Annotated in this window: 20 protein-coding genes, 4 tRNA genes and 1 pseudogene; 18 read left to right on the plus strand and 7 right to left on the minus strand. The window is 73.2% G+C overall.

Features of this window, described 5'->3' with window-relative positions:
* Positions 1-17 precede the first annotated feature (17 nt).
* Positions 18-1,184 (plus strand): alpha/beta hydrolase family protein, encoded by a 1,167-nt coding sequence (locus OVA14_RS10835; RefSeq protein WP_267503874.1) that lies wholly within the window; start codon positions 18-20, stop codon positions 1,182-1,184.
* Here OVA14_RS10835 and OVA14_RS10840 read toward each other — a convergent pair.
* A complete protein-coding gene (locus tag OVA14_RS10840; RefSeq protein WP_267503875.1) occupies positions 1,181-1,633 on the minus strand; it encodes a SufE family protein in 453 nt (150 codons plus the stop codon). The genes OVA14_RS10835 and OVA14_RS10840 overlap by 4 nt on opposite strands.
* Positions 1,630-2,543, minus strand: a pseudogene (locus OVA14_RS10845) (sulfurtransferase). Before OVA14_RS10845 ends, OVA14_RS10840 begins: the two are co-directional and overlap by 4 nt.
* A gap of 167 nt (positions 2,544-2,710) precedes the next feature.
* Between OVA14_RS10845 and zapE the strand changes: the two are divergent.
* A complete protein-coding gene (zapE, locus tag OVA14_RS10850) occupies positions 2,711-3,712 on the plus strand; it encodes a cell division protein ZapE (RefSeq protein WP_267503876.1) in 1,002 nt (333 codons plus the stop codon).
* A 61-nt stretch (positions 3,713-3,773) separates the two neighbouring features.
* On the opposite strand, the gene OVA14_RS10855 is transcribed toward zapE, so the two are convergent.
* Entirely contained in the window at positions 3,774-4,973 is a 1,200-nt protein-coding gene (locus tag OVA14_RS10855) for a Na+/H+ antiporter NhaA (RefSeq protein WP_267503877.1), read from the minus strand.
* Between the two features lie 188 nt (positions 4,974-5,161).
* Here OVA14_RS10855 and OVA14_RS10860 point away from each other — a divergent pair, with 188 nt between their 5' ends.
* Positions 5,162-6,388, plus strand: coding sequence for an ammonium transporter (locus tag OVA14_RS10860; RefSeq protein ID WP_267503878.1), 1,227 nt, complete (start codon positions 5,162-5,164; stop codon positions 6,386-6,388).
* A gap of 63 nt (positions 6,389-6,451) precedes the next feature.
* On the opposite strand, the gene OVA14_RS10865 is transcribed toward OVA14_RS10860, so the two are convergent.
* From OVA14_RS10865 to OVA14_RS10875, 3 genes are all read right to left on the minus strand, one after another.
* Positions 6,452-7,129, minus strand: a complete 678-nt coding sequence (locus OVA14_RS10865; RefSeq protein WP_267503879.1) for an SDR family NAD(P)-dependent oxidoreductase — start codon at positions 7,127-7,129, stop codon at positions 6,452-6,454.
* Between the two features lie 9 nt (positions 7,130-7,138).
* Positions 7,139-8,050, minus strand: coding sequence for an aldo/keto reductase (locus OVA14_RS10870; protein WP_267503880.1), 912 nt, complete (start codon positions 8,048-8,050; stop codon positions 7,139-7,141).
* Between the two features lie 110 nt (positions 8,051-8,160).
* Positions 8,161-8,233: transfer RNA gene (locus OVA14_RS10875), tRNA-Val, on the minus strand.
* Between the two features lie 176 nt (positions 8,234-8,409).
* On the opposite strand from OVA14_RS10875, the gene OVA14_RS10880 reads away from it, so the two are divergent.
* The 3 genes from OVA14_RS10880 (at position 8,410) to OVA14_RS10890 (ending at position 8,675) form a co-directional block, all read left to right on the plus strand.
* Positions 8,410-8,481, plus strand: a tRNA-Gly gene (locus OVA14_RS10880).
* Positions 8,482-8,517: 36 nt separating this feature from the next.
* Positions 8,518-8,588, plus strand: a tRNA-Cys gene (locus tag OVA14_RS10885).
* 15 nt (positions 8,589-8,603) lie between these two features.
* A tRNA-Val gene (locus tag OVA14_RS10890) sits at positions 8,604-8,675 on the plus strand.
* A gap of 37 nt (positions 8,676-8,712) precedes the next feature.
* Here the strand turns inward: OVA14_RS10890 and OVA14_RS10895 are convergent.
* Complete coding sequence (locus OVA14_RS10895) at positions 8,713-9,942, minus strand: ROK family protein (RefSeq protein WP_267503881.1); 1,230 nt, start codon at positions 9,940-9,942, stop codon at positions 8,713-8,715.
* Positions 9,943-10,060: 118 nt separating this feature from the next.
* Here OVA14_RS10895 and OVA14_RS10900 point away from each other — a divergent pair, with 118 nt between their 5' ends.
* The 12 genes from OVA14_RS10900 to ruvC all read left to right on the plus strand — a co-directional run bounded on the left by OVA14_RS10900 (position 10,061) and on the right by ruvC (position 22,133).
* The gene (locus OVA14_RS10900) at positions 10,061-11,359 is read left to right on the plus strand and encodes an ABC transporter substrate-binding protein (RefSeq protein WP_267503882.1); all 1,299 of its coding nucleotides are present in this window, start codon (positions 10,061-10,063) and stop codon (positions 11,357-11,359) included.
* The gene (locus OVA14_RS10905) at positions 11,356-12,249 is read left to right on the plus strand and encodes a carbohydrate ABC transporter permease (RefSeq protein ID WP_267503883.1); all 894 of its coding nucleotides are present in this window, start codon (positions 11,356-11,358) and stop codon (positions 12,247-12,249) included. Before OVA14_RS10900 ends, OVA14_RS10905 begins: the two co-directional genes overlap by 4 nt.
* Complete coding sequence (locus tag OVA14_RS10910) at positions 12,249-13,142, plus strand: carbohydrate ABC transporter permease (RefSeq protein WP_420710587.1); 894 nt, start codon at positions 12,249-12,251, stop codon at positions 13,140-13,142. Before OVA14_RS10905 ends, OVA14_RS10910 begins: the two co-directional genes overlap by 1 nt.
* Before the next feature lie 31 nt (positions 13,143-13,173).
* Entirely contained in the window at positions 13,174-14,853 is a 1,680-nt protein-coding gene (locus OVA14_RS10915) for a glycoside hydrolase family 13 protein (protein ID WP_267503884.1), read from the plus strand.
* A gap of 147 nt (positions 14,854-15,000) precedes the next feature.
* Positions 15,001-16,911: a threonine--tRNA ligase gene (gene thrS, locus OVA14_RS10920; RefSeq protein ID WP_267505575.1), complete on the plus strand. Its 1,911-nt coding sequence runs from the start codon at positions 15,001-15,003 to the stop codon at positions 16,909-16,911.
* A gap of 146 nt (positions 16,912-17,057) precedes the next feature.
* Positions 17,058-17,576, plus strand: a complete 519-nt coding sequence (locus tag OVA14_RS10925) for an HIT family protein (RefSeq protein ID WP_267505576.1) — start codon at positions 17,058-17,060, stop codon at positions 17,574-17,576.
* A gap of 64 nt (positions 17,577-17,640) precedes the next feature.
* Positions 17,641-18,540 carry a pyridoxal 5'-phosphate synthase lyase subunit PdxS gene (gene pdxS / locus OVA14_RS10930; protein WP_267503885.1) on the plus strand — a complete coding sequence of 300 codons (900 nt, stop codon included), beginning with the start codon at positions 17,641-17,643 and terminating at the stop codon, positions 18,538-18,540.
* A gap of 2 nt (positions 18,541-18,542) precedes the next feature.
* Positions 18,543-19,136, plus strand: coding sequence for a pyridoxal 5'-phosphate synthase glutaminase subunit PdxT (pdxT, locus tag OVA14_RS10935; protein ID WP_267503886.1), 594 nt, complete (start codon positions 18,543-18,545; stop codon positions 19,134-19,136).
* A gap of 52 nt (positions 19,137-19,188) precedes the next feature.
* Complete coding sequence (locus tag OVA14_RS10940; RefSeq protein WP_267503887.1) at positions 19,189-20,127, plus strand: DMT family transporter; 939 nt, start codon at positions 19,189-19,191, stop codon at positions 20,125-20,127.
* A gap of 36 nt (positions 20,128-20,163) precedes the next feature.
* Entirely contained in the window at positions 20,164-20,781 is a 618-nt protein-coding gene (locus OVA14_RS10945) for a hypothetical protein (RefSeq protein WP_267503888.1), read from the plus strand.
* A 24-nt stretch (positions 20,782-20,805) separates the two neighbouring features.
* The gene (locus OVA14_RS10950; protein WP_267503889.1) at positions 20,806-21,567 is read left to right on the plus strand and encodes a YebC/PmpR family DNA-binding transcriptional regulator; all 762 of its coding nucleotides are present in this window, start codon (positions 20,806-20,808) and stop codon (positions 21,565-21,567) included.
* A gap of 5 nt (positions 21,568-21,572) precedes the next feature.
* A complete protein-coding gene (gene ruvC, locus OVA14_RS10955; protein WP_267503890.1) occupies positions 21,573-22,133 on the plus strand; it encodes a crossover junction endodeoxyribonuclease RuvC in 561 nt (186 codons plus the stop codon).
* The last annotated feature ends 86 nt before the right edge of the window (positions 22,134-22,219 follow it).

The raw sequence follows: 22,219 nt of genomic DNA on the forward strand, positions 1-22,219 counted from the left end.
AGACTACGATCACGGGCGTGTCGAGACCTCCCAGGCGCGCGGCGCGCCGCGGCGCGGCGCGGCCCGCGCTCGTCGCCGGCGGCGTGCTGCTCGGCGGCGCCGCGCTGGCCGTGACCGCGGCGTCGGCCGCGCTCGCCTCCATGCTCGTGACGCCGCCGCGCGACCAGCGCGACGACATCCGCGTGCTCGGCCTCGACGCCCGCGGCGTGCGGCTCGGGCGCACGCCCGACACGGGCCTCCCCGGCACCTACGCGCTGTGGGTGGGGGAGCGCATCGCGGTGCTCGGCGAGGTCGTGGCACAGGATGCCGCGTCGGTGGTGCGCGCCGTCGACGAGGAGGCGCGGGGCATCCTCGCCGGCGTCGCGAGCGCCCGGTGGTCGGGCTACGCCCTCCATCGCCCCGAGGACGTCGACGCAGCCGTCGAGCACGTGGCGGTGCCGACGGAGCTCGGGCCGGCGCCCGCGTGGATCCTGGGCGACCAGTCGGCCACGACCTGGTGCATCCAGGTGCACGGGCGCGGCGTCACCCGCCGCGAGACGCTGCGCGGCATGCCGCTCATGCTCGAGCGCGGCATCCCCTGCATCGCCGTGTCGTACCGGAACGACGGCGAGGCGCCCGCGAGCGGCGACGGCAAGCTGCGCCTCGGCCTCGACGAGTGGCGCGACGTGGAGGCCGCGATCGACCTCGCGCTCGAGCGCGGCGCCCGGCGCATCGTGCTCATGGGTTGGTCGATGGGTGGGCAGATCGCGCTGCAGGTCGCGCGCCGCTCGCGCCACCGCCGCGCCATCGCGGGCCTCGTGCTCGACTCGCCCGTCGTCGGCTGGGCGCCGACGCTGCGGCTGCAGGTCGCGCTCGTCAAGGCGCCCGCCTGGCTCGTCGACACCGCGGTCGGGCTGCTCGAGTCGCCCGCGGCCGTCCTGAGCGGCGGGCGCAGCCTCGACTTCGACGAGCTCGACAACGTGCTCCACGCCGACGCGCTCTCGCAGCCCGTGCTGCTGCTGCACTCCGCCGACGACGGCTACGTGCCGCCGGACGCCTCCCGCGAGCTCGCCGCGGCGCGGCCTGACATCGTGGACTACCGGGAGTGGACGACCGCGCGGCACACGAAGCTCTGGAACCTCGATCGCGGCCGCTACGAGGCCGAGGTCGGCGCGTGGGTCGACCGGCTCCTGCAGCGGGCCTAGGCGCTCGGCTCGGCCCGCTCGGCGAGCCGCTCGCGCACCTGGCGCTGGATGCGGCCGAGCATGCCGGCCATGCCGCGCAGGCGCAGCGGCGAGACCGCGCGGTCGAGCCCGAGGAGGCGCGGCATGTCGGCGGGCACCGCGAGGGCCTCCTCGGGGCTCGCCCCCTCGAGCCCCTGCACGAGGATCGAGGCGAAGCCGCGCGTCGTCGGCGCCTCCTCGGGCGCCGTCGCGAAGACGCGCACGGCCTCGTCGGCCTCGACGAAGAGGAACACGGGGGACTGGCACTCCGCGACCCGCTCGAGGAGGTCGGGGTGGTCCGCGTAGCGCGGCGGGAGCGCCGGCAGCTCGTCGGCGAACTCGAGCAGCAGCTGCAGGCGGTCGGGCTCCGCGATCGCCTGGAAGTCGTCGACCGCGCGCCGCAGGCCCGGCGTGAGCCCGTCGACGCTCATCGGCGCGACGCCCACGAGCCCGCGGGCACCTCGCCGGGCTCCGCGCCCTGCACGATCGGCACGCCGACGAGCGAGCCCCACTCGGTCCACGAGCCGTCGTAGTTGCGCACGCGCGGCAGGCCCAGCAGGTGGGTCAGCACGAACCAGGTGTGGCTCGAGCGCTCGCCGATGCGGCAGTAGGCGATGACGTCGTCGGCGCCGCGGAGGCCCGCGCCGTCGAGGTAGACGGCCTCCAGCTCGGCCCGGGAGCGGAAGCGGCCGTCCTCCTGGACGGCCCTGCCCCACGGCACGCTCTGCGCCGTCGGGATGTGCCCGGCGCGCAGCGCCCCTCCTCGGGGTAGGCGGGCGCGGTCGTCCGCTCGCCCGAGAACTCCTCCGGGCTGCGCACGTCGACGAGCGGGCCGGTGCCCAGGTGGGCGAGCACGTCGTCGCGGAACGCGCGGAGCGTGCGGTCGTCGCGCTCGACGACGGGGTAGTCGACCGCCGCGCGCGACGGGCGGTCGCGCGTGAGCTCGCGGCCCTCCGCGATCCACGCGTCGCGGCCGCCGTCCATGATCCGGACGTCCTCGTGGCCGTGCAGCGAGAGCACCCACAGCGCGTAGGTCGCCCACCAGTTGGCCTTGTCGCCGTAGAGCACGACCGTCGTCGACCGATCGATGCCGCGCTCGCCCATCAGGCGCGCGAAGGCCTCCGGGGCCACGTAGTCCCGCAGCACGGGATCGTTGAGGTCGGTGTGCCAGTCGAGCTTCGCCGCGCCGGGGATGTGGCCGACCTCGTAGAGCAGCACGTCCTCGTCGGACTCGAGCACGACGACCGAGGGGTCGTCGAGGTGCGCAGCGACCCACTCGGTCGACACGAGGCGCTCGGGCGCCGCGTACTGCGCGAAGCGCTCGGCGTCGGCGCGGTCGATGGCGGGGATCTCGTCGCTGGTTCGGCTCACTGCTGCTCCTCGGACGCCGCGGCCGCACCCCGGCGGGGGCGGAGCGGCGCGTCACTAGGCTTCTGGAGGGGGAACGCCATCCTCCCACCGAACCTTCCACCGACGCCCGCCGCGCGCGGGCGACCCGAGGAGCCCGCATGCCTGCACCGATCTCGCTCGTGGAGCGCAGCCCCGAGGCCAGCGCCGAGCAGATCGTCGCCAGCCTGAAGCCGCCGCGCCAGTTCGACGCCGCGACCTTCGAGAGCTACCGGCCGGACCCGGCGCACCCCTCGCAGCAGGAGGCGCTCGAGCGCATGCAGGGCGTCGTGGACGCCTGGGAGGCGCCGAAGCGGCGGCTGTTCCGGAAGGCGCCGGAGACCAAGCCCGGCATCTACCTCGACGGCGGCTTCGGCGTCGGCAAGACGCACCTGCTCGCCTCGCTCTGGAAGGCGATGCCCGGCCCGAAGTACTTCGGCACCTTCATCGAGTACACGGCGCTCGTGGGCGCGCTCGGCTACGCCGAGACCGTGCAGCAGCTGCGCGGGGCGCGCATCGTCTGCATCGACGAGTTCGAGCTCGACGACCCGGGCGACACGATGGTCATGACCCGGCTGCTCGGCGAGCTCGCCGAGGGCGGCACGAAGCTCGCCGCCACCTCGAACACGCCGCCGAACGCCCTCGGCGAGGGCCGCTTCGCCGCCGCCGACTTCCTGCGCGAGATCCAGGCGATCGCCGACCGCTTCGACATCCTGCGCATCGACGGCGACGACTACCGGCACCGCGACGTCTCGGGGCACGCGCCCGTGCTCACCGAGGCGGAGATCGACGCGGAGCTCGCGCGCTTCGACGGCACGGTCGCGCTCGACTCCTTCGACGACCTCGTCGCGCACCTGACGCGCGTGCACCCCTCGCGCTACGTGGGCCTCGTGCAGGGCGTGCGGGCGCTCGGCCTCCGCGACGTGCGCACCCTCCAGGACCAGAACGACGCGCTGCGCCTCGTCGCGCTCGTCGACCGCCTCTACGACCAGCAGGTGGCGCTGCGCGGCTCGGGCACGAGCCTCGACCGCGTCTTCGGCGAGGAGATGCTGGGCGGCGGCTACCGCAAGAAGTACCTGCGCGCGATCTCGCGCCTCATGGCGCTCGCGGGCGAGCAGCCCTGACGGCCGCGCAGCCCTGACAGGCCCGCAGCCCCGACGGGCGGCCGACCGGGAGCCCTCCGCCTCAGCGGCCGTCGGTGCGGCGGGTCGACTCGTCGAGCTCGTACTGCGCGATCGCCGCGTCGTCGGCCGCCGGGTAGCGGCGCGCGAGGAGGGCCGTGCAGGCCGCGCCCAGCACGACCGCGACGAGCGAGCCGGCGAGGACGCCGAGCGTGCCCTCGACGAGGAACTCCTCGGCGCTGCGGAAGGCGAGCTCGTTCATGAGCAGCGACACCGTGAAGCCGATGCCGCCGAGCAGCGCGACGGCGAGCAGCTCTGCGGGAGTGAGCCGCTCCTGCTTCGGGACGCGGGTCGCGAGCTGCGCGCCGAAGCCCGCGATCGAGATGCCGATGAGCTTCCCGAGCGGCAGCGCCACGAGGATCGCCCAGAACACCGGGCTCAGCTGCGCGATCGGGATCTGCGGGATCGTGACGCTCGCGGCCACGAAGGCGAACAGCGGCAGCACGATGCCGTTGACGGCCGGCTCGAGCTTCACGCGCGCCGACTCCGCCGGCGCCGGTGCGAGCACCGCCCCGAGCGCGACGCCCGCGATGGTCGCGTGGATGCCGCTCGAGGCGACGAGCCACCACGTGAGCACCGCGATCGCGACCATCGCGATGCGCAGCGGCCAGCTGCCGCGGCGTGCGCGGTAGGCGCGCCCCAGCAGCGCGAACGCGACGACCGCGAGCACGGCGCCGCCGAGCGGCAGCCACGCGAGCTCGGTCGTGAAGAAGACGGCGATGACGAGGATGCCGATGAGGTCGTCGATGATCGCGAGGGCCAGCAGGAGCGCGCGCACGCGGCTCGGGAGGCGTCGGCCCACGAGCGCGAGCACGCCGAGCGCGAAGGCGATGTCGGTGGCGATCGGGATGGGCCAGCCCCGGTCGAGCTCGCTCGGCACGATCGCGAGGAAGATGATCGCGGGCGCCGCGACGCCGCCGACGGCCGCGACGCTCGGCACGATCGCGCGGCGCACCGAGGCGAGCTCGCCCTGCGTCAGCTCGTAGCGCAGCTCGATCGCGGCGACGAAGAAGAAGACGACGAGCAGGCCGTCGGTCACCCAGTGGGCCATCGAGAGGTCGAGGCCCGCGACGGGGAACGGCAGGTGCCAGTGCTTCAGCTCGTCGAGCCCGGGGCCGAGCGGCGTGTTCGCCACGACGAGGCCGAGGACGGCGGCGCCGAGCAGCAGCATGGCCGACACCTGGGGGTTCCTGATCCACGTCACCGGTCAATCCTGGCACCGCGGCGGATGCCGGGCGTGCGCCCCGCATGTCCGCAGCCGCCCGTAACGCGCCCGAAACCTGGATCGCTCCTTCGTAACGGTCTCGAAACGCGAGGGCACCGGCAGGGGCAACATCGCCGCGTCATCCTCGAGAGCAGTCCCTTCCGGATCACCCCCAAGGAGCACCTCCCATGGATGCAGGCAGCATCGCCTTCGGCGTCGCGGCAACGGCCCTCGTGCTGTTCATGACGCCCGGTCTGGCGTTCTTCTACGGCGGCCTCGTGCGCGCCAAGAGCGTCATCAGCATGATGATGATGTCGTTCGGGGCGCTCGGCCTCGTCGGCACCCTCTGGATCCTCTACGGCTACAACATGTCGGCCGTCGAGTCCCCCTTCGCCTTCTCGGGCAACCCCTTCAGCGACCTCGGCCTCGCAGCCCTCTCGGCGGGCGAGAGCGCGAACACCGACCTCGTCGGCGTCGCCTACGGCTCGACCTTCGCCATCATCACCGTGGCGCTCATCTCCGGCGCCATCGCGGACCGCGCGAAGTTCGGCGCCTGGATGCTCTTCGCGGGCGTCTTCGCGACGGTCGGCTACTTCCCGATCGCCGCGTGGGTCTGGGGCGGGGGCTGGGTGTACAGCCTCGGCGACCTCATGGGCCTCCCGGCCGTCATCGACTACGCGGGCGGCACCGCCGTGCACATCAACGCGGGTGCTGCGGCGCTGGCCCTCGCGTTCGTCCTCGGCAAGCGCATCGGCTTCACGAAGGGCTCGCACAAGCCCCACAACGTGCCGTTCGTGATGCTGGGAGCCGCGATCCTGTGGTTCGGCTGGTTCGGCTTCAACGTGGGCGCGGAGTGGCTCAACGAGCTCGGCAACGCCGGCCTCATCACGCTCAACACCATCGGCGCCACGGCTGCGGCGGTCATCGCCTGGCTCGTCGTCGAGAAGGTGAAGGACGGCAAGCCCACCGCCGTCGGCGCCGCCTCGGGCGCCGTCGCGGGCCTCGTCGCCATCACCCCGGCATGCGCCAACCTCACGCCCGGCTGGGCGCTGCTCCTCGGCGTCGTCGCCGGCGCGGTCTGCGCGCTCGCGATCGAGCTGAAGTTCAAGTGGGGCTTCGACGACTCGCTCGACGTCGTGGGCATCCACCTCGTCGGCGGCCTCATCGGCACGCTCTACCTGGGCTTCTTCGCCACCGACACCGGCCTCCTGCTCGGCGGCGGCATCGGGCAGCTCGTGGTCCAGGTCATCGCGGCGCTCGGTGTCATGGCCTACGCCTTCGTGGTCGCGTTCGTCATCGGCTTCGCGATCGAGAAGACCATGGGCTTCCGCGTCAAGAACGAGGACGAGCTGGCCGGCGTCGACTCGACGATCCACGGCGAGGAGGCGTACGCCTACGAGCTCGACCGCGTCTGACGCGATCCAGCACCGCAGCGGGGGCCCGGCGCACGCCGGGCCCCCGTCGCGTGCGCGCAGCGGCTACACCGACACGACGCCCCGCACGCGGTGGCCGACCGCGACGGCCTCGCTCGAGATCGCGTTGGCGGGGGAGAGGAGGAAGACCACGAGGCGCGCGACCTGCTCGGGGCTCGACTCGCCCGGACGACCGTGCTCGACCTGGGACGCGGGGGACGCGACGACGGGGCCGGGATCGACGACGTTCACCGCGACGCCCGTGCCGGCGAGCTCGTCCGCGAGCGACTGCGCGGCGATCGTGACCCCCGCGTTCCGCACCGCCGCGGTGATGCTGCCGCTCAGCCTCGCGTTCTGGCCGCTGACGCCGACGATGCGGCCGGTTCCCGCCTCGCGCATCGCCGGCACGACCGCGTTCGCCACCCGCAGGAACGTCATGGCCTTGGCCTCGAACGCCTGCGCCACCTGCTCCGGATCGCCGGCGCGCGCGGGGTCGAGCGTCTGCGCGGGCGGCGCGGCCGTGACGACGAGCCCGTCGATGCGGCCGTGGTCGGCGAGCACGCGCGCGACGGCGGCGTCGACCGAGGCGGGATCGGCGCCGTCGAGGCGCACGTCGGCGCCCTCGCCGCGCGCTGCGGCGACGACGACGGCGCCCTCGGCGCGGAGGAGGTCGCCGACGGCGCGGCCGATGAGGCCGGTGCCGCCGACGACGAGGATGACGCGGTCCGCGAGCTGGAGGTCCATGGCGCGACGCTACCGGCCGGCGAGGGCGTCGAGCTCGGCGGCGGTGAGCTCGAGCCGCATCGACGCGAGCAGGTCGACGAGCTGCTCCGGCGTGCGCGCCGAGGCGATCGGCGCGACCACCTGCGGCTGCTGGCGCAGCCACGCGAGCGAGACCGCGGTCGCGGAGGTGCCGTGCGCCGCGGCGATGCCGTCGAGCGCCTCGAGCACGGCGAGGCCCTCGGGTGCCTGCAGGTAGCGGCCCGCGGTGCCCGCGCGCACCGAGTCGACCTCGGAGCCCGGCCGGTACTTGCCGGTGAGGAAGCCCGAGGCGAGCGATGAGTAGGGAGCCTCGACGATGCCGAGCTCGGCGAGCGCGGGCAGCAGCTCGGCCTCCGCGCCGCGCTCGACGAGGTTGTAGCGGTCCTGGCTCACGGTGGGCCGGACGAGCCCGTCGCGCTCGGCGATCGCGACGGCGGAGCGGATGCGCTCGGGCGCGAAGTTCGACACGCCCATCTCGCGCACCTTGCCGGCGCGCACGAGCTCGTCGAACGCGGCGAGCACCTCCTCCTGCGGCACCGCCTCGTCGTCGCGGTGCGCGTAGTACAGGTCGATGCGGTCGGTCCGCAGACGGCGCAGGGAGTCCTCGACCGCCGCGCGCACGGTGGCGGCCGACAGGCCCTGCCGCTGCGGGTGCTGCGAGACCTTGGTGGCGATCTCGACGCGGTCGCGGTGCCCGCGCGAGGCGAGCCACTCGCCGAGGATCGTCTCCGACTCGCCACCGGTGTTGCCGTCCGCCCACGCGGAGTAGACGTCCGCGGTGTCGATCGCGGTGCCGCCCGCCGCCAGGAACGCGTCGAGGACGGCGAACGACTCGTCGCGGTCGCTGGTCCAGCCGAAGGTGTTGCCGCCGAGGATGAGGGGGCCGAAGCCGAGGTTCGTCATGGAGGAGGCCAACCGGGCGCGCGGTCGGGCATTCCCGATCGCGGAGCTCGGCGGGGCGAGCCGCGCCTGGGACGACGAAGGCCCCGGCGCGGTGCCGGGGCCTGCTGCTGTGGGCGATACCAGACTCGAACTGATGACCTCTTCCGTGTGAAGGAAGCGCGCTACCAACTGCGCCAATCGCCCGTCCCGCTCGGCTCGCACCGTGCGGACTCGACGATTCTGCCACATCCGGGGGCGCTCCGATGACCACCGCGGTGCGGATCCCGCGGAAACACGGGGGAGACACGGGCGCGGAGGCCTCGATTTGGTTTGTGCTCGAAGACCGGGATATAGTCATCGAGTGCTCAGCGATGAGCCCCGCGGATGTGGCGCAGTGGTAGCGCATCACCTTGCCAAGGTGAGGGTCGCGAGTTCGAATCTCGTCATCCGCTCGAGAGCAATCTCATGTGAAGGATCTCACACCACCTGGTGGGGTGGCCGAGTGGTGAGGCAGCGGCCTGCAAAGCCGTCTACGCGGGTTCGAATCCCGTCTCCACCTCGAGCACCAGCCAATGGGCGATTGGCGCAGCGGTAGCGCGCTTCCCTGACACGGAAGAGGTCACTGGTTCGAACCCAGTATCGCCCACGATCATGAAGGCCCCGGCATCGCGCCGGGGCCTTCGTCATGCGCGGCGTCGTGCGCGGAGCGCGCCGGTGACCGCGTCGTCGCGCGCGGCAGCCACGGCGCCCAGCACGACCACGTCGCCACCGAGCGTCGAAGCCAGCAGCTCGGGCGGCGGCAGGTGCCCGCGGTCGGGCATCGCGCGGCCCGCCGCGGCCACGACGGTCGCGATGCCCGCCGAGACCGCGCCCGCCACGATGACGCGCTGCGGGTCGTACACGCTCGCGAGCACGCTCACGATCCTCGCGAGCACGGCGCCCACCTGCTCGGCGATCGCCGCGGCGTGCGCATCGCCGGCCTCGGCGAGCTCGAGCACCGCCCGGCCGTCGAGCGCGGCCGTCGGGATGCGCGCGAGCGGGCTCGAGGCCGGGATCGAGCCGCTCGCGACCGCCGCGCGCGCGAGCGCCGCCGCGTGGGCGCCGAGCCCGTCGGCCGAGCCCACGCCCTCGACGTGGTCGAACGCGACCATCTCGCCGACGCCGCCGTGCGCGCCGTGCAGCAGCACGCCGTCGACGACCACGCCCGCGCCGAGGCGCGCGCCGGCGAGCAGGGCCACGTAGTCGCTCGCGCCGACCGCCCCGCCCATCGCGCCCTCGGCGACCGCGGCGAGCGCGGCATCGTTCGCGACCCGGCGCAGCGGCGCCCAGTCGAGCGCGTCGACGAGGTCGGCGTTCATGCGCTGCCAGAAGCCGTCGCCGTGGGCGGGGGAGCGGCCCGCGCGGTCGACGGGCGCTGGGACGCCCGCGCACACGGCCAGGACGGCCTCACGATCCCTGCCGGCGGCCCGGAGCGCCGCGTCGACGAGGGCGAGGATGCCCTCGCGGCGCTCCGCAGCCCCGGCGCGATCGGAGCGCAGCGCCCCGCGCTCGATGTGCAGCATTTGTGCTCGGAGGTCGGCCACGGCGACCGTCGCGTGCGCGTTGCCGGCGTCGATGCCGACGAGCACGGCGGCGTCGTCGCGGAGCGCGAAGCGCCGGGCCGGACGGCCCGTGCGGTAGTCGCCCGCGGCCCGGGCGTCCGGCAGCTCCTGCAGCAGGCCGAGCTCGACCAGCTGCTCGGTCGCCTCGATGGTCGTCGAGCGCGTGAGGCCCGTGGCGCGCATGGCGTCGGAGGCCGTGAAGGGACCGCTCGCCCATGCGTGGGCGAGCAGCGACTGCAGGCTCGCGGGCGCTCCGCCCGCCCGTGCTGCTGCACCCGTCATGCCCTTGACCTCCTTCTCGTCCTCCTGCATACTCCCTCACAAGAGTTGATTCGGGGACCGAATCTACTCGTCGGAGCCCGGATCTGCGATTCGGAGCCCGAACCTGCTGTTCGGGGCAGGGTGTCGCAACGGAGCGGACGGAGGACCGATGATCGGGACCACGAGAGAGAGGCGCCGCCTCGTCGCGATCGCGGGCGTGCTCGCGCTCGGCGGCGCGATGCTCGCGGGCTGCTCCGCGGACGGGCGCGAGACGATCCGCTTCACGTTCTCCAAGCGCGAGGCGCTCACGCAGATGTCGGCCCTCGTCGACGAGTACAACCAGTCGCAGGCCGAGGTGCTCGTCGAGCTCGACACCTCGGGCGTCGACGTCGTCTCCGCGAGCTTCGTCCGTGGCAACCCGCCCGACGTCATGCTCGCCAACTACAACTACGAGGTCGCCCGCTTCGTGCAGCGCTGCGCGCTCACCGACCTCTCGGGCACCGAGGCCGCCGCGAGCGTGCGCGACGACCTCGCGCCGCTCATGGCGCAGTACGGCTCGTGCGAGGGCCGCGTCAGCGCGCTGCCGTACTCGGTCATGGCCTCCTCGGTCATCTACAACCCCGCGATCTTCGCCGAGCACGGCGTCGAGGTGCCGCGCACCTGGGACGAGCTGCTCGCCGCGTGCGAGACCTTCGCCGAGGCCGGCGTGACGCCCATCTACGGCACCTTCAAGGACGACTGGACGGTCGCGCAGGGGTGGTACGACTACGCGATCGGCGGCTCGGTCGACGTGCTCGAGTTCTTCGGCGACCTCGCAGCGCAGGGCACCGAGGTCGACGCCTCCGCCCCCGTCTCCTTCGCGGGAGACTTCGCGGCGCCCGTCGAGCGGATGCAGGAGCTCGCGCAGCACGTGAACGGCGACGCCGCGAGCCGCGCCTACGGCGACGGCAACCTCGCGATGGCGAACGGCGAGGCGGCGATGTACCTGCAGGGGCCCTGGGCCTTCGGCGAGATCGCGAAGATCGCGCCCGACCTCGAGCTCGGCACCTTCCCGCTGCCGATGACCGACGACCCGGAGGACCTCGCGGTGCGCGTCAACATGGACCTCGCGGCGATGATCCCGGAGGGCTCGCGCCACCAGGAGGCCGCGCGCGACTTCGTCGAGTTCCTGTACGAGCCCGAGCACATCCAGGCGTACAACGACGCGCAGCTCGGCTTCTCGCCGAGCGCCGACGCCCAGCCGCCCTCGGACCCGCGGGTCGCGGGCATGATCGAGCCCTACGAGACCGGCGCGATCTACCAGGGCCCCTCCGTGCTCGTGCCGAAGACCATCCCGGTGTTCAACTACGCCCAGGCGATGATCCTCGGCGCCGACGCCGGGTCCGTGCTCGCGGGCATGGACGCCGACTGGGCCAGGCTCGCCTACCGGCAGCCCGCCCCGTCCGCGACGCCGGAGGCCCGGCCGTGACCGCCCGCGCCCCCGAGCGCGCCCGGCCGCGCGGCCGACGGGTGGAGCCGATCTTCTACCTCTTCCTGCTGCCGACGCTCGTGCTCTTCACGCTCGCGATCACGGTGCCCGCCGTCATCGGCATCCTCTTCAGCTTCACCGACTCGATCGGCATCGGCGACTGGTCGTTCCGAGGGCTCACGAACTACATCGCCCTCGCGAGCGACCCTGCGGTGCTGCAGAGCTACCTCTTCACGTTCGGGTTCTCGCTCGTCACCGTGCTCGTCGTGAACGTCGTCGCGTTCCTGCTCGCCGTCGGCCTCACCGCCAAGGTCCGCTTCCGCGTGGGCCTGCGGGCGATCTTCGTGATCCCGATGGTGATCTCGGGCATCATCATCGCCTACGTCTTCAACTTCCTCTTCTCGAACTCGCTGCCCGCGCTCGGCACCGCCCTCGGCATCGAGCCGCTGGCGACGAGCATCCTCGCCGACCCGGATCTCGCGTGGATCGCGATCGTGCTCGTCACCGCGTGGCAGGCGATCCCCTCCGCGCTCCTCATCTACATCGCTGGCCTCCTCGCGGTGCCGGGGGAGGTCTACGAGGCGGCCGCGATCGACGGCGCGAGCGCGACGCAGCGATTGCTGCGCATCACGGTGCCGCTCGTGGCCGGCTACGCCGTCATCAACGTCATCCTCGGCTTCAAGGGGTTCCTCAACGCCTACGACATCATCGTCGGCCTCACCAACGGCGGGCCCGGCACCTCGACCCGCTCCATCGCGATGAGCATCATCGCGGGCTTCAACGGCGGCGACTACGCCTACCAGATGGCCAACGCGACGATCTTCTTCGTCGTCGCGGTGCTGCTGTCGCTGCTGCAGCTCTGGATCACCCGCGGAAGGAACGCGCTCTGATGGCACGCACCACCCCGGCAGCCCCGCTGCCCGCCGCCGCGCGCGACGCCCGCCGCTCGCGCCGATCCCGCCCCGAGGGCGCGCGCTGGTCGACCACGATCGTGCTGCTGCTGTGCGCGGTCACCGTCCTGCTGCCGCTGTACGTGACGGTGGCCATGGCGTTCAAGACCACCGAGCAGGCGGTCGACGGCAACGCCTTCTCGCTGCCCGCGCCCTTCAGCGTCGACGGCTTCGTCGAGGCCTGGACCCTCATCGACTTCCCCGTCGGGCTCGTCGTCTCCGTCGTCGTCACGGCCTCGACCGTGGCCGCGACGGTCGTGCTGGCGGCCTTCGCCTCGTACGCGATCGTCCGCAACTGGGACCGCCGGCTCTTCCGCTGGTCGTTCTTCTACCTGCTCGCGGCCATGTTCATCCCGTTCCCGGTCGTGGCGCTGCCGCAGATCCAGCTGACCGGGCGCTTCGGCCTCGACAACCCGGCGGGCGTCATCATCCTCGCCACGATGTTCCAGCTCTCGTTCAGCGTGCTGCTCTTCACGGCGTTCCTGCGCTCCATCCCGCTCGAGCTCGAGGAGAGCGCGCGGATCGACGGCGCCACGACCTGGCAGACGTTCTGGCAGCTGATCTTCCCGCTGCTCGCGCCCATGAGCGCGACCGTCGGCATCTTCGCGTTCCTCTACGCCTGGAACGACTTCATGATGCCCTCGCTCATCATCTCCGACCCCGGCCTCCAGACGCTGCCCGTGCGCCAGAGCCTCTTCCAGACCCAGTTCTCGAACAACTACAACGTGTCCTTCGCGTCGTACCTGATGGCGATGGCCCCCGCGATCGTCGCCTACCTGTTCACGCAGCGCTGGGTGATGGAGGGCGTGACGCAGGGTGCCGTCAAGGGCTGAACCGACCACCGACCACGAGAGGCAGGACCGCATGACGCAGACGACCACGACGAGGACCCGGCACGAGGAGGCCTCGGCCGAGCCCTGGTGGCGGCAGGCCGTGGTGTACCAGATCTACCCGCGCAGCTTCGCCGACGCCACGGGCGACGGCATCGGCGACCTCCAGGGGGTGCTCGAGCGCATCGACCACCTCGACGCCCTCGGCGTCGACGCGGTGTGGCTGAGCCCGTTCTACCCCTCGGCGCTCGCCGACGGCGGCTACGACGTGGCCGACTACCGCGACGTCGACCCGCGGATCGGCACGCTCGAGGAGTTCGACCGGATGGTCGCCGCCCTCCACGAGCGCGGCATCCGCGTGGTCGTCGACATCGTGCCGAACCACAGCTCCGACCTGCACCCCTGGTTCCAGGCGGCGCTCGAGGCCGGCCGCGGCTCGCCCGAGCGCGCGCGCTACATCTTCCGCGAGGGCACGGGGCCGGACGGCGCCGAGCCGCCCACCGACTGGGTCGCGATGTTCGGCGGCTCGGCCTGGGAGCGCGTCGCCGACGGCCAGTGGTACCTCCACTCGTTCGCCGTCGAGCAGCCCGACCTCGCCTGGGACCACCCGGAGGTGCGCGCCGACTTCCTCGAGACGCTGCGCTTCTGGTCGGACCGGGGCGTCGACGGCTTCCGCATCGACGTCGCGCACATGCTCACGAAGGACCTCACCGAGCCGCTGCCGTCGCAGGCGGAGCTCGCGGCGATGCCGGTCGACGGCATGCATCCGCTGCTCGACCGCGACGACGTGCACGAGGTCTACGCCGAGTGGCGCGCGCTCTTCGACTCGTACGACCCGCCGCGCACCGCGGTCGCGGAGGCCTGGGTGCACCCCTCGCGCATCCACCGCTACGCGAGCCCCACGAGCCTCGGCCAGTCGTTCAACTTCGACCTGCTCGAGGCGCCCTTCGAGGCCGCGGCGTTCCGGCGCATCATCGCCGACAACCTCGCGCTCGCGCACGAGTCGGGCTCGTCGAGCACCTGGGTGCTCTCGAACCACGACGTCGTGCGCCACGCGACCCGGTACGGCCTCGCCGCGACCGAGGGCGCGTCCGTGCGCGAGCGCGGCATCGCCTGGATCCGCGAGGGCGGCCCGGAGGCCGAGCTCGACCGCGCGCGCGGCGAGCGTCGGGCACGCGCCGCGACCGTGTTCATCCTGGGCCTGCCGGGCTCGACGTACCTCTACCAGGGCGAGGAGCTCGGGCTGCACGAGGCCGCGACGATCCCGGCCGAGGCGCGGCAGGACCCGACGTTCTTCCGCAGCGGCGGCGCCGAGCTCGGCAGGGACGGCTGCCGCGTGCCGCTGCCGTGGGAGGCCGACGCCCCCGCCTTCGGCTTCGGCGGCGAGCCGCACCTGCCTCAGCCCGCGTGGTTCGGCGAGCACGCCGCCGACGCGCAGGCGGCCGACGGCTCGTCGACGCTCGCGCTCTACCGGCAGGCGCTCGCGCTGCGGGCCGCGCTGCTCGCGCCCGAGGGGCTCGAGTGGGTCGAGACCGGGCGCGACGACGTGCTGCGCTTCGCCCGGCCGAACGGCTGGGAGGTCGTCACGGCCTTCGGCGACGCGGCGGTGCCGCTCGGCGCCGACGAGCTCGAGCGCGTCGTGCTCGCGACGGGCGGCATCGTCGACGGCGCCATGCCGGGGGAGTCGACCGTCTGGCTGGCCCCGGCCGGCTGAGCGCGGCGCTCCTGCAGGGCGCCCGGACCGACGGCTGCGACCGTCCGGCCGGGCGCCCTCGTCGTGTCGGCCCCCGGCCGCGCGCGCCGATAGCATCGAGCGGTGACCACCGGATTCGACCTCTTCACCGACCGTGCCGTCGTCGCCATGCGCGTCGACGGCGAGCTCCAGGACCTCGCCCGCGAGGTGACGGAGACGCAGGCGGTCGAGCCGGTGACGATCGACAGCCCCGACGGCCTCGACATCCTGCGCCACTCGGCCGCGCACGTGCTGGCGCAGGCCGTGCAGCGCGTGAACCCCGAGGCGCGCCTGGGCATCGGGCCGCCCGTCCAGGACGGCTTCTACTACGACTTCGACGTGCCCGAGGCGCTCTCGAGCGACGACCTCAAGGCGCTCGAGAAGGAGATGCAGCGCATCGTCAAGGCCGGCCAGCGCTTCGTGCGCCGCGTCGTCACCGACGAGGAGGCGCAGGCCGAGCTCGCCGACGAGCCCTACAAGCTCGAGCTCATCGGGCTCAAGGGCGGCGCCGCCAAGGCGGCCGAGGGCGCCGACGTCGAGGTGGGCGCGGGCGAGCTCACGATCTACGACAACGTCGACCCGAAGACGGGCGAGGTGGCCTGGAAGGACCTCTGCCGCGGCCCGCACCTGCCCTCCACGCGCCTCATCGCCAACGGCTTCGCGCTCACGCGCGTCGCCGGCGCCTACTGGCGCGGCAGGACCGACCAGCCGCAGCTGCAGCGCATCTACGGCACCGCCTGGCCGACCAAGGACGAGCTGCGCGCCCACCAGCAGCGCCTCGAGGAGGCCGCGAAGCGCGACCACCGCAAGCTCGGCCGCGAGCTCGACCTCTTCTCGTTCCCCGACGAGATCGGCTCGGGCCTCTCGGTCTGGCACCCCAAGGGCGGCATCGTGCGCGGCGAGATGGAGCAGCACGCCCGCGCGCGGCACATCGCGCAGGGCTACAGCTACGTCTACACGCCGCACATCACGAAGCGCGACCTCTTCGACACCTCGAACCACCTCGTCACCTACGCGGACGGCATCTGGCCACCCATCCGCATGGACGAGGAGCGCGACGAGGCGGGGAACGTCACCAAGCAGGGCGTCGACTACTACCTGAAGCCGATGAACTGCCCGATGCACATCCTCATCTACAAGGAGCGCGCCCGGTCGTACCGCGACCTGCCGCTGCGCCTCGCCGAGAACGGCACGGTCTACCGCAACGAGCTCTCGGGCGCCGTCCACGGCCTGACCCGCGTGCGGGGCTTCACGCAGGACGACGCGCACCTGTTCGTGACCCCCGAGCAGCTCGAGGAGGAGACCACGAAGGTCCTCGAGTTCGTGCTGTCGCTGCTCGGCGACTTCGGCCTCACCGACTTCCGCCTCGAGCTCTCGATGCGCGACGACGAGAAGGCGAAGTGGATCGGCGACGAGGCGGTCTGGGCGACCGCGACCGACGCGCTGCGCCGCGTCGCGCAGCGCACGGGCCTCGAGCTCGTCGAGGAGCCCGGCGAGGCGGCCTTCTACGGTCCGAAGATCGATCTCAAGGTGCGCGACGCGATCGGCCGCTCCTGGCAGCTCTCCACCGTGCAGCTCGACTTCAACCTGCCCGAGCGCTTCGAGCTCGAGTACACGGCGGCCGACGGCTCGAAGCAGCGGCCCATCATGATCCACCGCGCGCTCTTCGGCTCGATCGAGCGCTTCTTCGCGATCCTGCTCGAGCACTACGCGGGCGCCTTCCCCGCCTGGCTCGCGCCCGTGCAGGTCGTCGGCGTGCCGGTCGCGAACGACTTCGCGCCCTACCTCGAGACCGTCGCCGAGCGCCTCCGCGCCGAGGGCGTGCGCGTGGAGGTCGACGCGAGCGACGAGCGCATGCAGAAGAAGATCCGCACGCACACGCTCGCGAAGGTGCCGTTCCAGCTCATCGCCGGCGGCCAGGACGCCGAGGCCGGCAGCGTCTCCTTCCGCTTCCGCGACGGCACCCAGGACAACGGCGTGCCCGTCGAGGAGGCGGTCGCGCGCATCGTCGACGCGATCCGGACGAAGGCGCAGGTCTGAGCACCGTGGGCGGCGGCGAGCAGGTCGTGGGCGACGAGCCCGCCGAGCGCGCCGCCGCGCACCGCGACAGGGTGCCGGCCTTCGAGCCCGCGCCCGAGCCCGAGGAGCCGCTCGTCGCCGAGCACGCCTGGGGCACGCCCACGCAGATGTCGAGCGAGCTGCCGGGCGTGCCCGACCACTTCCAGCGGCTCTGGACGCCGTACCGCATGGTCTACATCCAGCAGGGGCAGATGCCGGAGGAGCACGCGTGCCCCTTCTGCCGCGCGCCGGAGCTGGCCGACGACCAGGGGCTCGTCGTGCACCGCGGCGAGACCGCGTTCGTGCTCATGAACCTCTACCCCTACAACACGGGCCACATCATGGTCTGCCCGTACCGCCACGTGGGGATGTACGACCAGGCGACCACCGAGGAGGTCGCCGAGATGGCCGTGCTCACGCAGACGGCCATGCGCGTGCTCTCGCAGGTGACGCGCTGCCAGGGCTTCAACATCGGCATGAACCAGGGCCGCATCGCGGGCGCCGGGATCGCCGACCACCTGCACCAGCACATCGTGCCGCGGTGGAGCCTCGACGCGAACTTCTTCCCCATCATCGCCAAGACGAAGGCGCTCCCGATCCTCATCGAGGACATGCGGCGCGACCTGCAGGAGGCCTGGCCGGCCTGAGCCCGGCCGACCCGCGGCGGCGCGTGCGCGGCGACGCCCTCCAGGCGGCGTACGATCGAGGATCGTGACCGATCAGCACCAGACCACCACCGGCACGCAGCGCGTCAAGCGCGGCCTCGCCGACATGCTCGTCGGCGGCGTCATCATGGACGTCGTCACCCCCGAGCAGGCCCGCATCGCCGAGGACGCCGGCGCCGTCGCCGTCATGGCCCTCGAGCGCGTGCCCGCCGACATCCGCGCGCAGGGCGGCGTCGCCCGCATGTCCGACCCCGACCTCATCGACGCCATCAAGGCGGAGGTGACGATCCCCGTCATGGCGAAGGCCCGCATCGGCCACTTCGTCGAGGCGCAGGTGCTCGAGGCGCTCGAGGTCGACTACATCGACGAGTCCGAGGTGCTGAGCCCCGCCGACTACGTCAACCACATCGACAAGTGGGGCTTCGAGGTGCCCTTCGTGTGCGGCGCGACGAACCTCGGCGAGGCGCTCCGCCGCATCACCGAGGGCGCGGCGATGATCCGCTCCAAGGGCGAGGCCGGCACCGGCGACGTCTCGGAGGCGATGAAGCACATCCGCACCATCAAGGGCGAGATCCGCCGCCTGGGCGCGCTCTCGAAGGACGAGCTGTTCGTCGCGGCCAAGGAGCTGCAGGCGCCGTACGAGCTCGTCGCCGAGGTCGCCGAGTCGGGCCGCCTGCCCGTCGTGCTCTTCGTCGCCGGCGGCGTCGCGACGCCCGCCGATGCGGCGATGATGATGCAGATGGGCGCCGACGGCGTCTTCGTCGGCTCCGGCATCTTCAAGTCCGGCAACCCGGAGGCCCGTGCCGCCGCGATCGTGCGCGCCACCGCCTCCTACGACGACCCGAAGGCGATCGCGGAGGCCTCGCGCGGCCTCGGCGAGGCCATGGTCGGCATCAACGTGGCCGACCTGCCCGCGCCGCACCGCCTCGCCGAGCGCGGCTGGTAGCGATGGCCGGCCGGCCCCGCGTCGGCGTCCTCGCCCTGCAGGGCGACGTGCGCGAGCACCTCGCGATGCTGCAGGGCCTGGGCGCCGACGCGCGCCCCGTGCGCACGCGCGCGCAGCTCGACGACGTCGCCGGGCTCGTGCTGCCCGGCGGCGAGTCGAGCGTCATCGACCGCCTCGCGCGCATCCTCGGGGTGCGCGACGCGATCGTCGAGCGGATCGCCGAGGGCATGCCGGTCTACGGCACGTGCGCGGGCCTCATCCTGCTGGCCGACAAGATCCTCGACGCGGCGCCGGGCCAGACGAGCTTCGGCGGGCTCGACGCCGTCGTGCGGCGGAACGCCTTCGGCAGCCAGGTCGACTCGTTCGAAGCCGACCTCGACGTGCCGGTGCTCGGCGCGCCGCCCGTGCGCGCCGTCTTCATCCGCGCGCCCGTCGTCGAGCGCGTGGGGGAGCGGGCCACGGCCCTCGCGGACGTCGGCGGCCGCGTCGTCGCGATCGAGCAGGGGCCGCTGCTCGGCACCTCCTTCCACCCGGAGGTGCAGGGCGAGGAGCGCTTCCACCGGCGCTTCCTCGACCGCGTGGACGGCCTCGCGTGAGCGCCTCGGCCGCCTGTCGCGACCTGTCGGCGGCCACTGGCAGGATCGCCGCGTGAGCATCCTGCAGCGCGTGCCCTGGCAGCTCCTCTGGGTCGCGCTCGCCCTCGTCTGGGGCTCGAGCTTCCTCTGGATGAAGGTCGCGCTCGAGGCCCTCCACCCCATGCAGCTCTCGACCCTGCGCGTCGTCGTCGCCGCCGCCACGCTGCTGCTGCTCGCCGTGGCGCTCCGGCAGCCGCTGCCGCGCGACGGCCGCACCTGGGCGCTGCTCGCCGTCTGCTCCTTCTTCCTCACGGCGCTGCCGTTCACGGCCTTCGTCGTGGCCGAGACCCGCATCTCGTCGGGCCTCGCCGCGATCGGCAACGCGGTCACGCCCATCGCCACCGTCCTCTTCGCGCTCCTGCTGCTGCCGAGCGACCGGCCGACGCCCCGCAAGCTCACGGCCGTGGGCGTCGGCTTCGTCGGCGTCGTGCTCGTCGCCGAGCCCTGGGCGAGCGAGGGCGCGCCAGACCTCGTCGGCTTCCTCATCGCCCTCGCCGGCGGCGTCTCCTACGGCATCGGCTGGACCCTGAACCGGCGCCTGCTCGCGGGCACCGAGGTGCCCGGGCTCGCGCATCCCACCGCGCTCATGCTCACGGGCGCGCCCATGACGATCGCCGCGCTGCTCGTCTGGTCCGCGATCGAGGGCTGGCCGCCGCTCGCGCCCGTCGCGACCGAGCAGCTGCTGCCCGCGCTCGGCGCCGTCGCGGTGCTCGGCGTCGTCGGCACCGGCGTCGCCTACATCCTCCAGTTCGAGGTCGTGCGGAGCGTCGGGCCGACGATCTCGGCCACCGTCACATACTTCATCCCCGTCGTCGCGGTCGGGCTCGGGTTCCTCGTGCTGCACGAGCGGCTCGGGGCGTGGCAGCTCATCGGCGCCGCGGTCGTCATCGGCGCGGGGCTGCTCATCCAGGGCCGGCGCGCCCGGAAGCCGCAGGCCGCGCCCGCCGCCTGACGGGGCGCGCGCGGCGGCGCCTGCCAGGATGGCGCCGTGCAGCCCTACTCCGCCCGTCCCGCCGTCGCCGCGCTCCAGGTCCTGTGGGACCTCGCCGCGGTCGGCACGCTCATCGCCGCGATCTGGGTCTCGGAGCAGGTGCGTGCCGCGATCGCCTCCTTCGGCGGCTTCGGCCGGCAGATCGAGGACGCCGGCGCCGGGTTCGCGACGACCCTCTCCGGCGCGGGCGACGCGCTCGCGCAGGTGCCGTTCATCGGCGAGGGCGTCGCGCAGCCGTTCCGCGACGCCTCGGGCTCCGCGACCGAGCTCTCAGCGGCGGGGGAGTCGCTGCGCGGCTCGGTGGAGGCGCTCGCCGCGGCGGTCGGCACGGCCCTGTGGCTGCTGCCCGCGCTCCTGCTCGTGCTCATCTGGCTCGTGCCGCGCGTGCGCGGCGCGCTGCGGGCGGCGTCGACCGCGCGCATGGCCGCGACGCCCGGCGGCCGCGACCTGCTCGCGCTCCGCGCCCTCGTCGCCCAGCCCGCAGCGCGCGTGCTGCGGGTCGCGCCCGATCCCGCGGCGGCGCTGCGCGCGGGCGACGCGGCGGTGCTCGAGGCGCTCGCCGCGCTCGAGATCCGCTCGGCGGGCGCGCGGCGGCGCGGCGATAGAGTGTCCTGACCCCCCAACCGATCCAGGAGCAGCATGTCCGGACACTCCAAGTGGGCGACGACCAAGCACAAGAAGGCCGTCATCGACGCGAAGCGCGCGAAGTCGTTCGCGAAGCTCATCAAGAACATCGAGGTCGCCGCGAAGCTCGGCGGCGCCGACCTGTCGGGCAACCCCACGCTCGTCGACGCCGTCCAGAAGGCGAAGAAGACGAGCGTCCCCAACGACAACATCGATCGCGCCATCAAGCGCGGCGCCGGCCTCACGGGCGACGCCGTCGAGTACACGACGATCATGTACGAGGGCTACGGCCCCTCGGGCGTCGCGCTCATGATCGAGTGCCTCACCGACAACAAGAACCGCGCCGCGGCCGAGGTCCGCACCGCGATGACGCGGAACGGCGGCACGATGGCCGACCCGGGCTCGGTCGCGTACAACTTCAGCCGCAAGGGCGTCGTGGCGGTCACGAAGACCGAGGGCCTCACCGAGGACGACATCCTGCTCGCCGTGCTCGACGCGGGCGCCGAGGAGGTGCTCGACCAGGGCGAGGGCTTCGAGATCCTCTCGGAGGCGACCGACCTCGTCGCGGTCCGCACCGCGCTGCAGGAGGCGGACATCGACTACGACTCCGCCGACGTGGAGTTCGTGCCGAACCTCCGGGTCGAGGTCGACGCCGACACGGCGCGCAAGGCGCTGCGGCTCATCGACGCGCTCGAGGACAGCGACGACGTGCAGAACGTCTACGCCAACCTCGACATCCCCGCCGAGGTGCAGGCGCAGCTCGACGAGGACGAGTAGCGGCGATGCCGGGGCCGTCGCCCGTGCGGGTGCTCGGCGTCGACCCCGGCCTCACCCGCTGCGGCATCGGCGTCGTCGACGTCGAGCGGCGCGTGCCGAGCCTCGTGCACGTCGAGGTCGTGCGCTCCGACGCCGACGAGGCGATCGAGCAGCGGCTGCTGCGGATCGGTCGCGGCGTCGAGGCCGCCATCGACGCGCACCGGCCCCGCGTGATCGCGATCGAGCGCGTCTTCGCGCAGGCGAACCTGCGCTCTGTCATGGGCGTCGCCCAGATCTCGGGCATCGTGCTGCGGGCCGCGGCGGAGCGCGGCATCCCGATCGCGATGCTCACGCCCTCCGAGGTCAAGGCCGCCGTCACGGGCTATGGCGGCGCCGACAAGCGTCAGGTGGCCGAGATGGTGCGGCGCCTGCTGCGGCTCGAGGCGGCGCCGCGTCCCGCCGACGCCGCGGATGCGCTCGCGATCGCCATCGCGGAGGGCTGGCGCGTGCGCGCCGTCGCGTCCGCCGTGGCGACCCCGGCGCAGCAGGCGTGGGCTGCGGCCGAGACGGCGGCCCGGCGGCGCTGACGGGGGAGGCGTCCGCGCCCTCGCGGCGAGCACGGACAGAAGGTTGACGCAGGTCAAGCACCAGGCGTATCGTTGACGCAGATCAA

It is taken from the genome of Agrococcus sp. SL85 (assembly GCF_026625845.1).
Classification (GTDB): domain Bacteria; phylum Actinomycetota; class Actinomycetes; order Actinomycetales; family Microbacteriaceae; genus Agrococcus.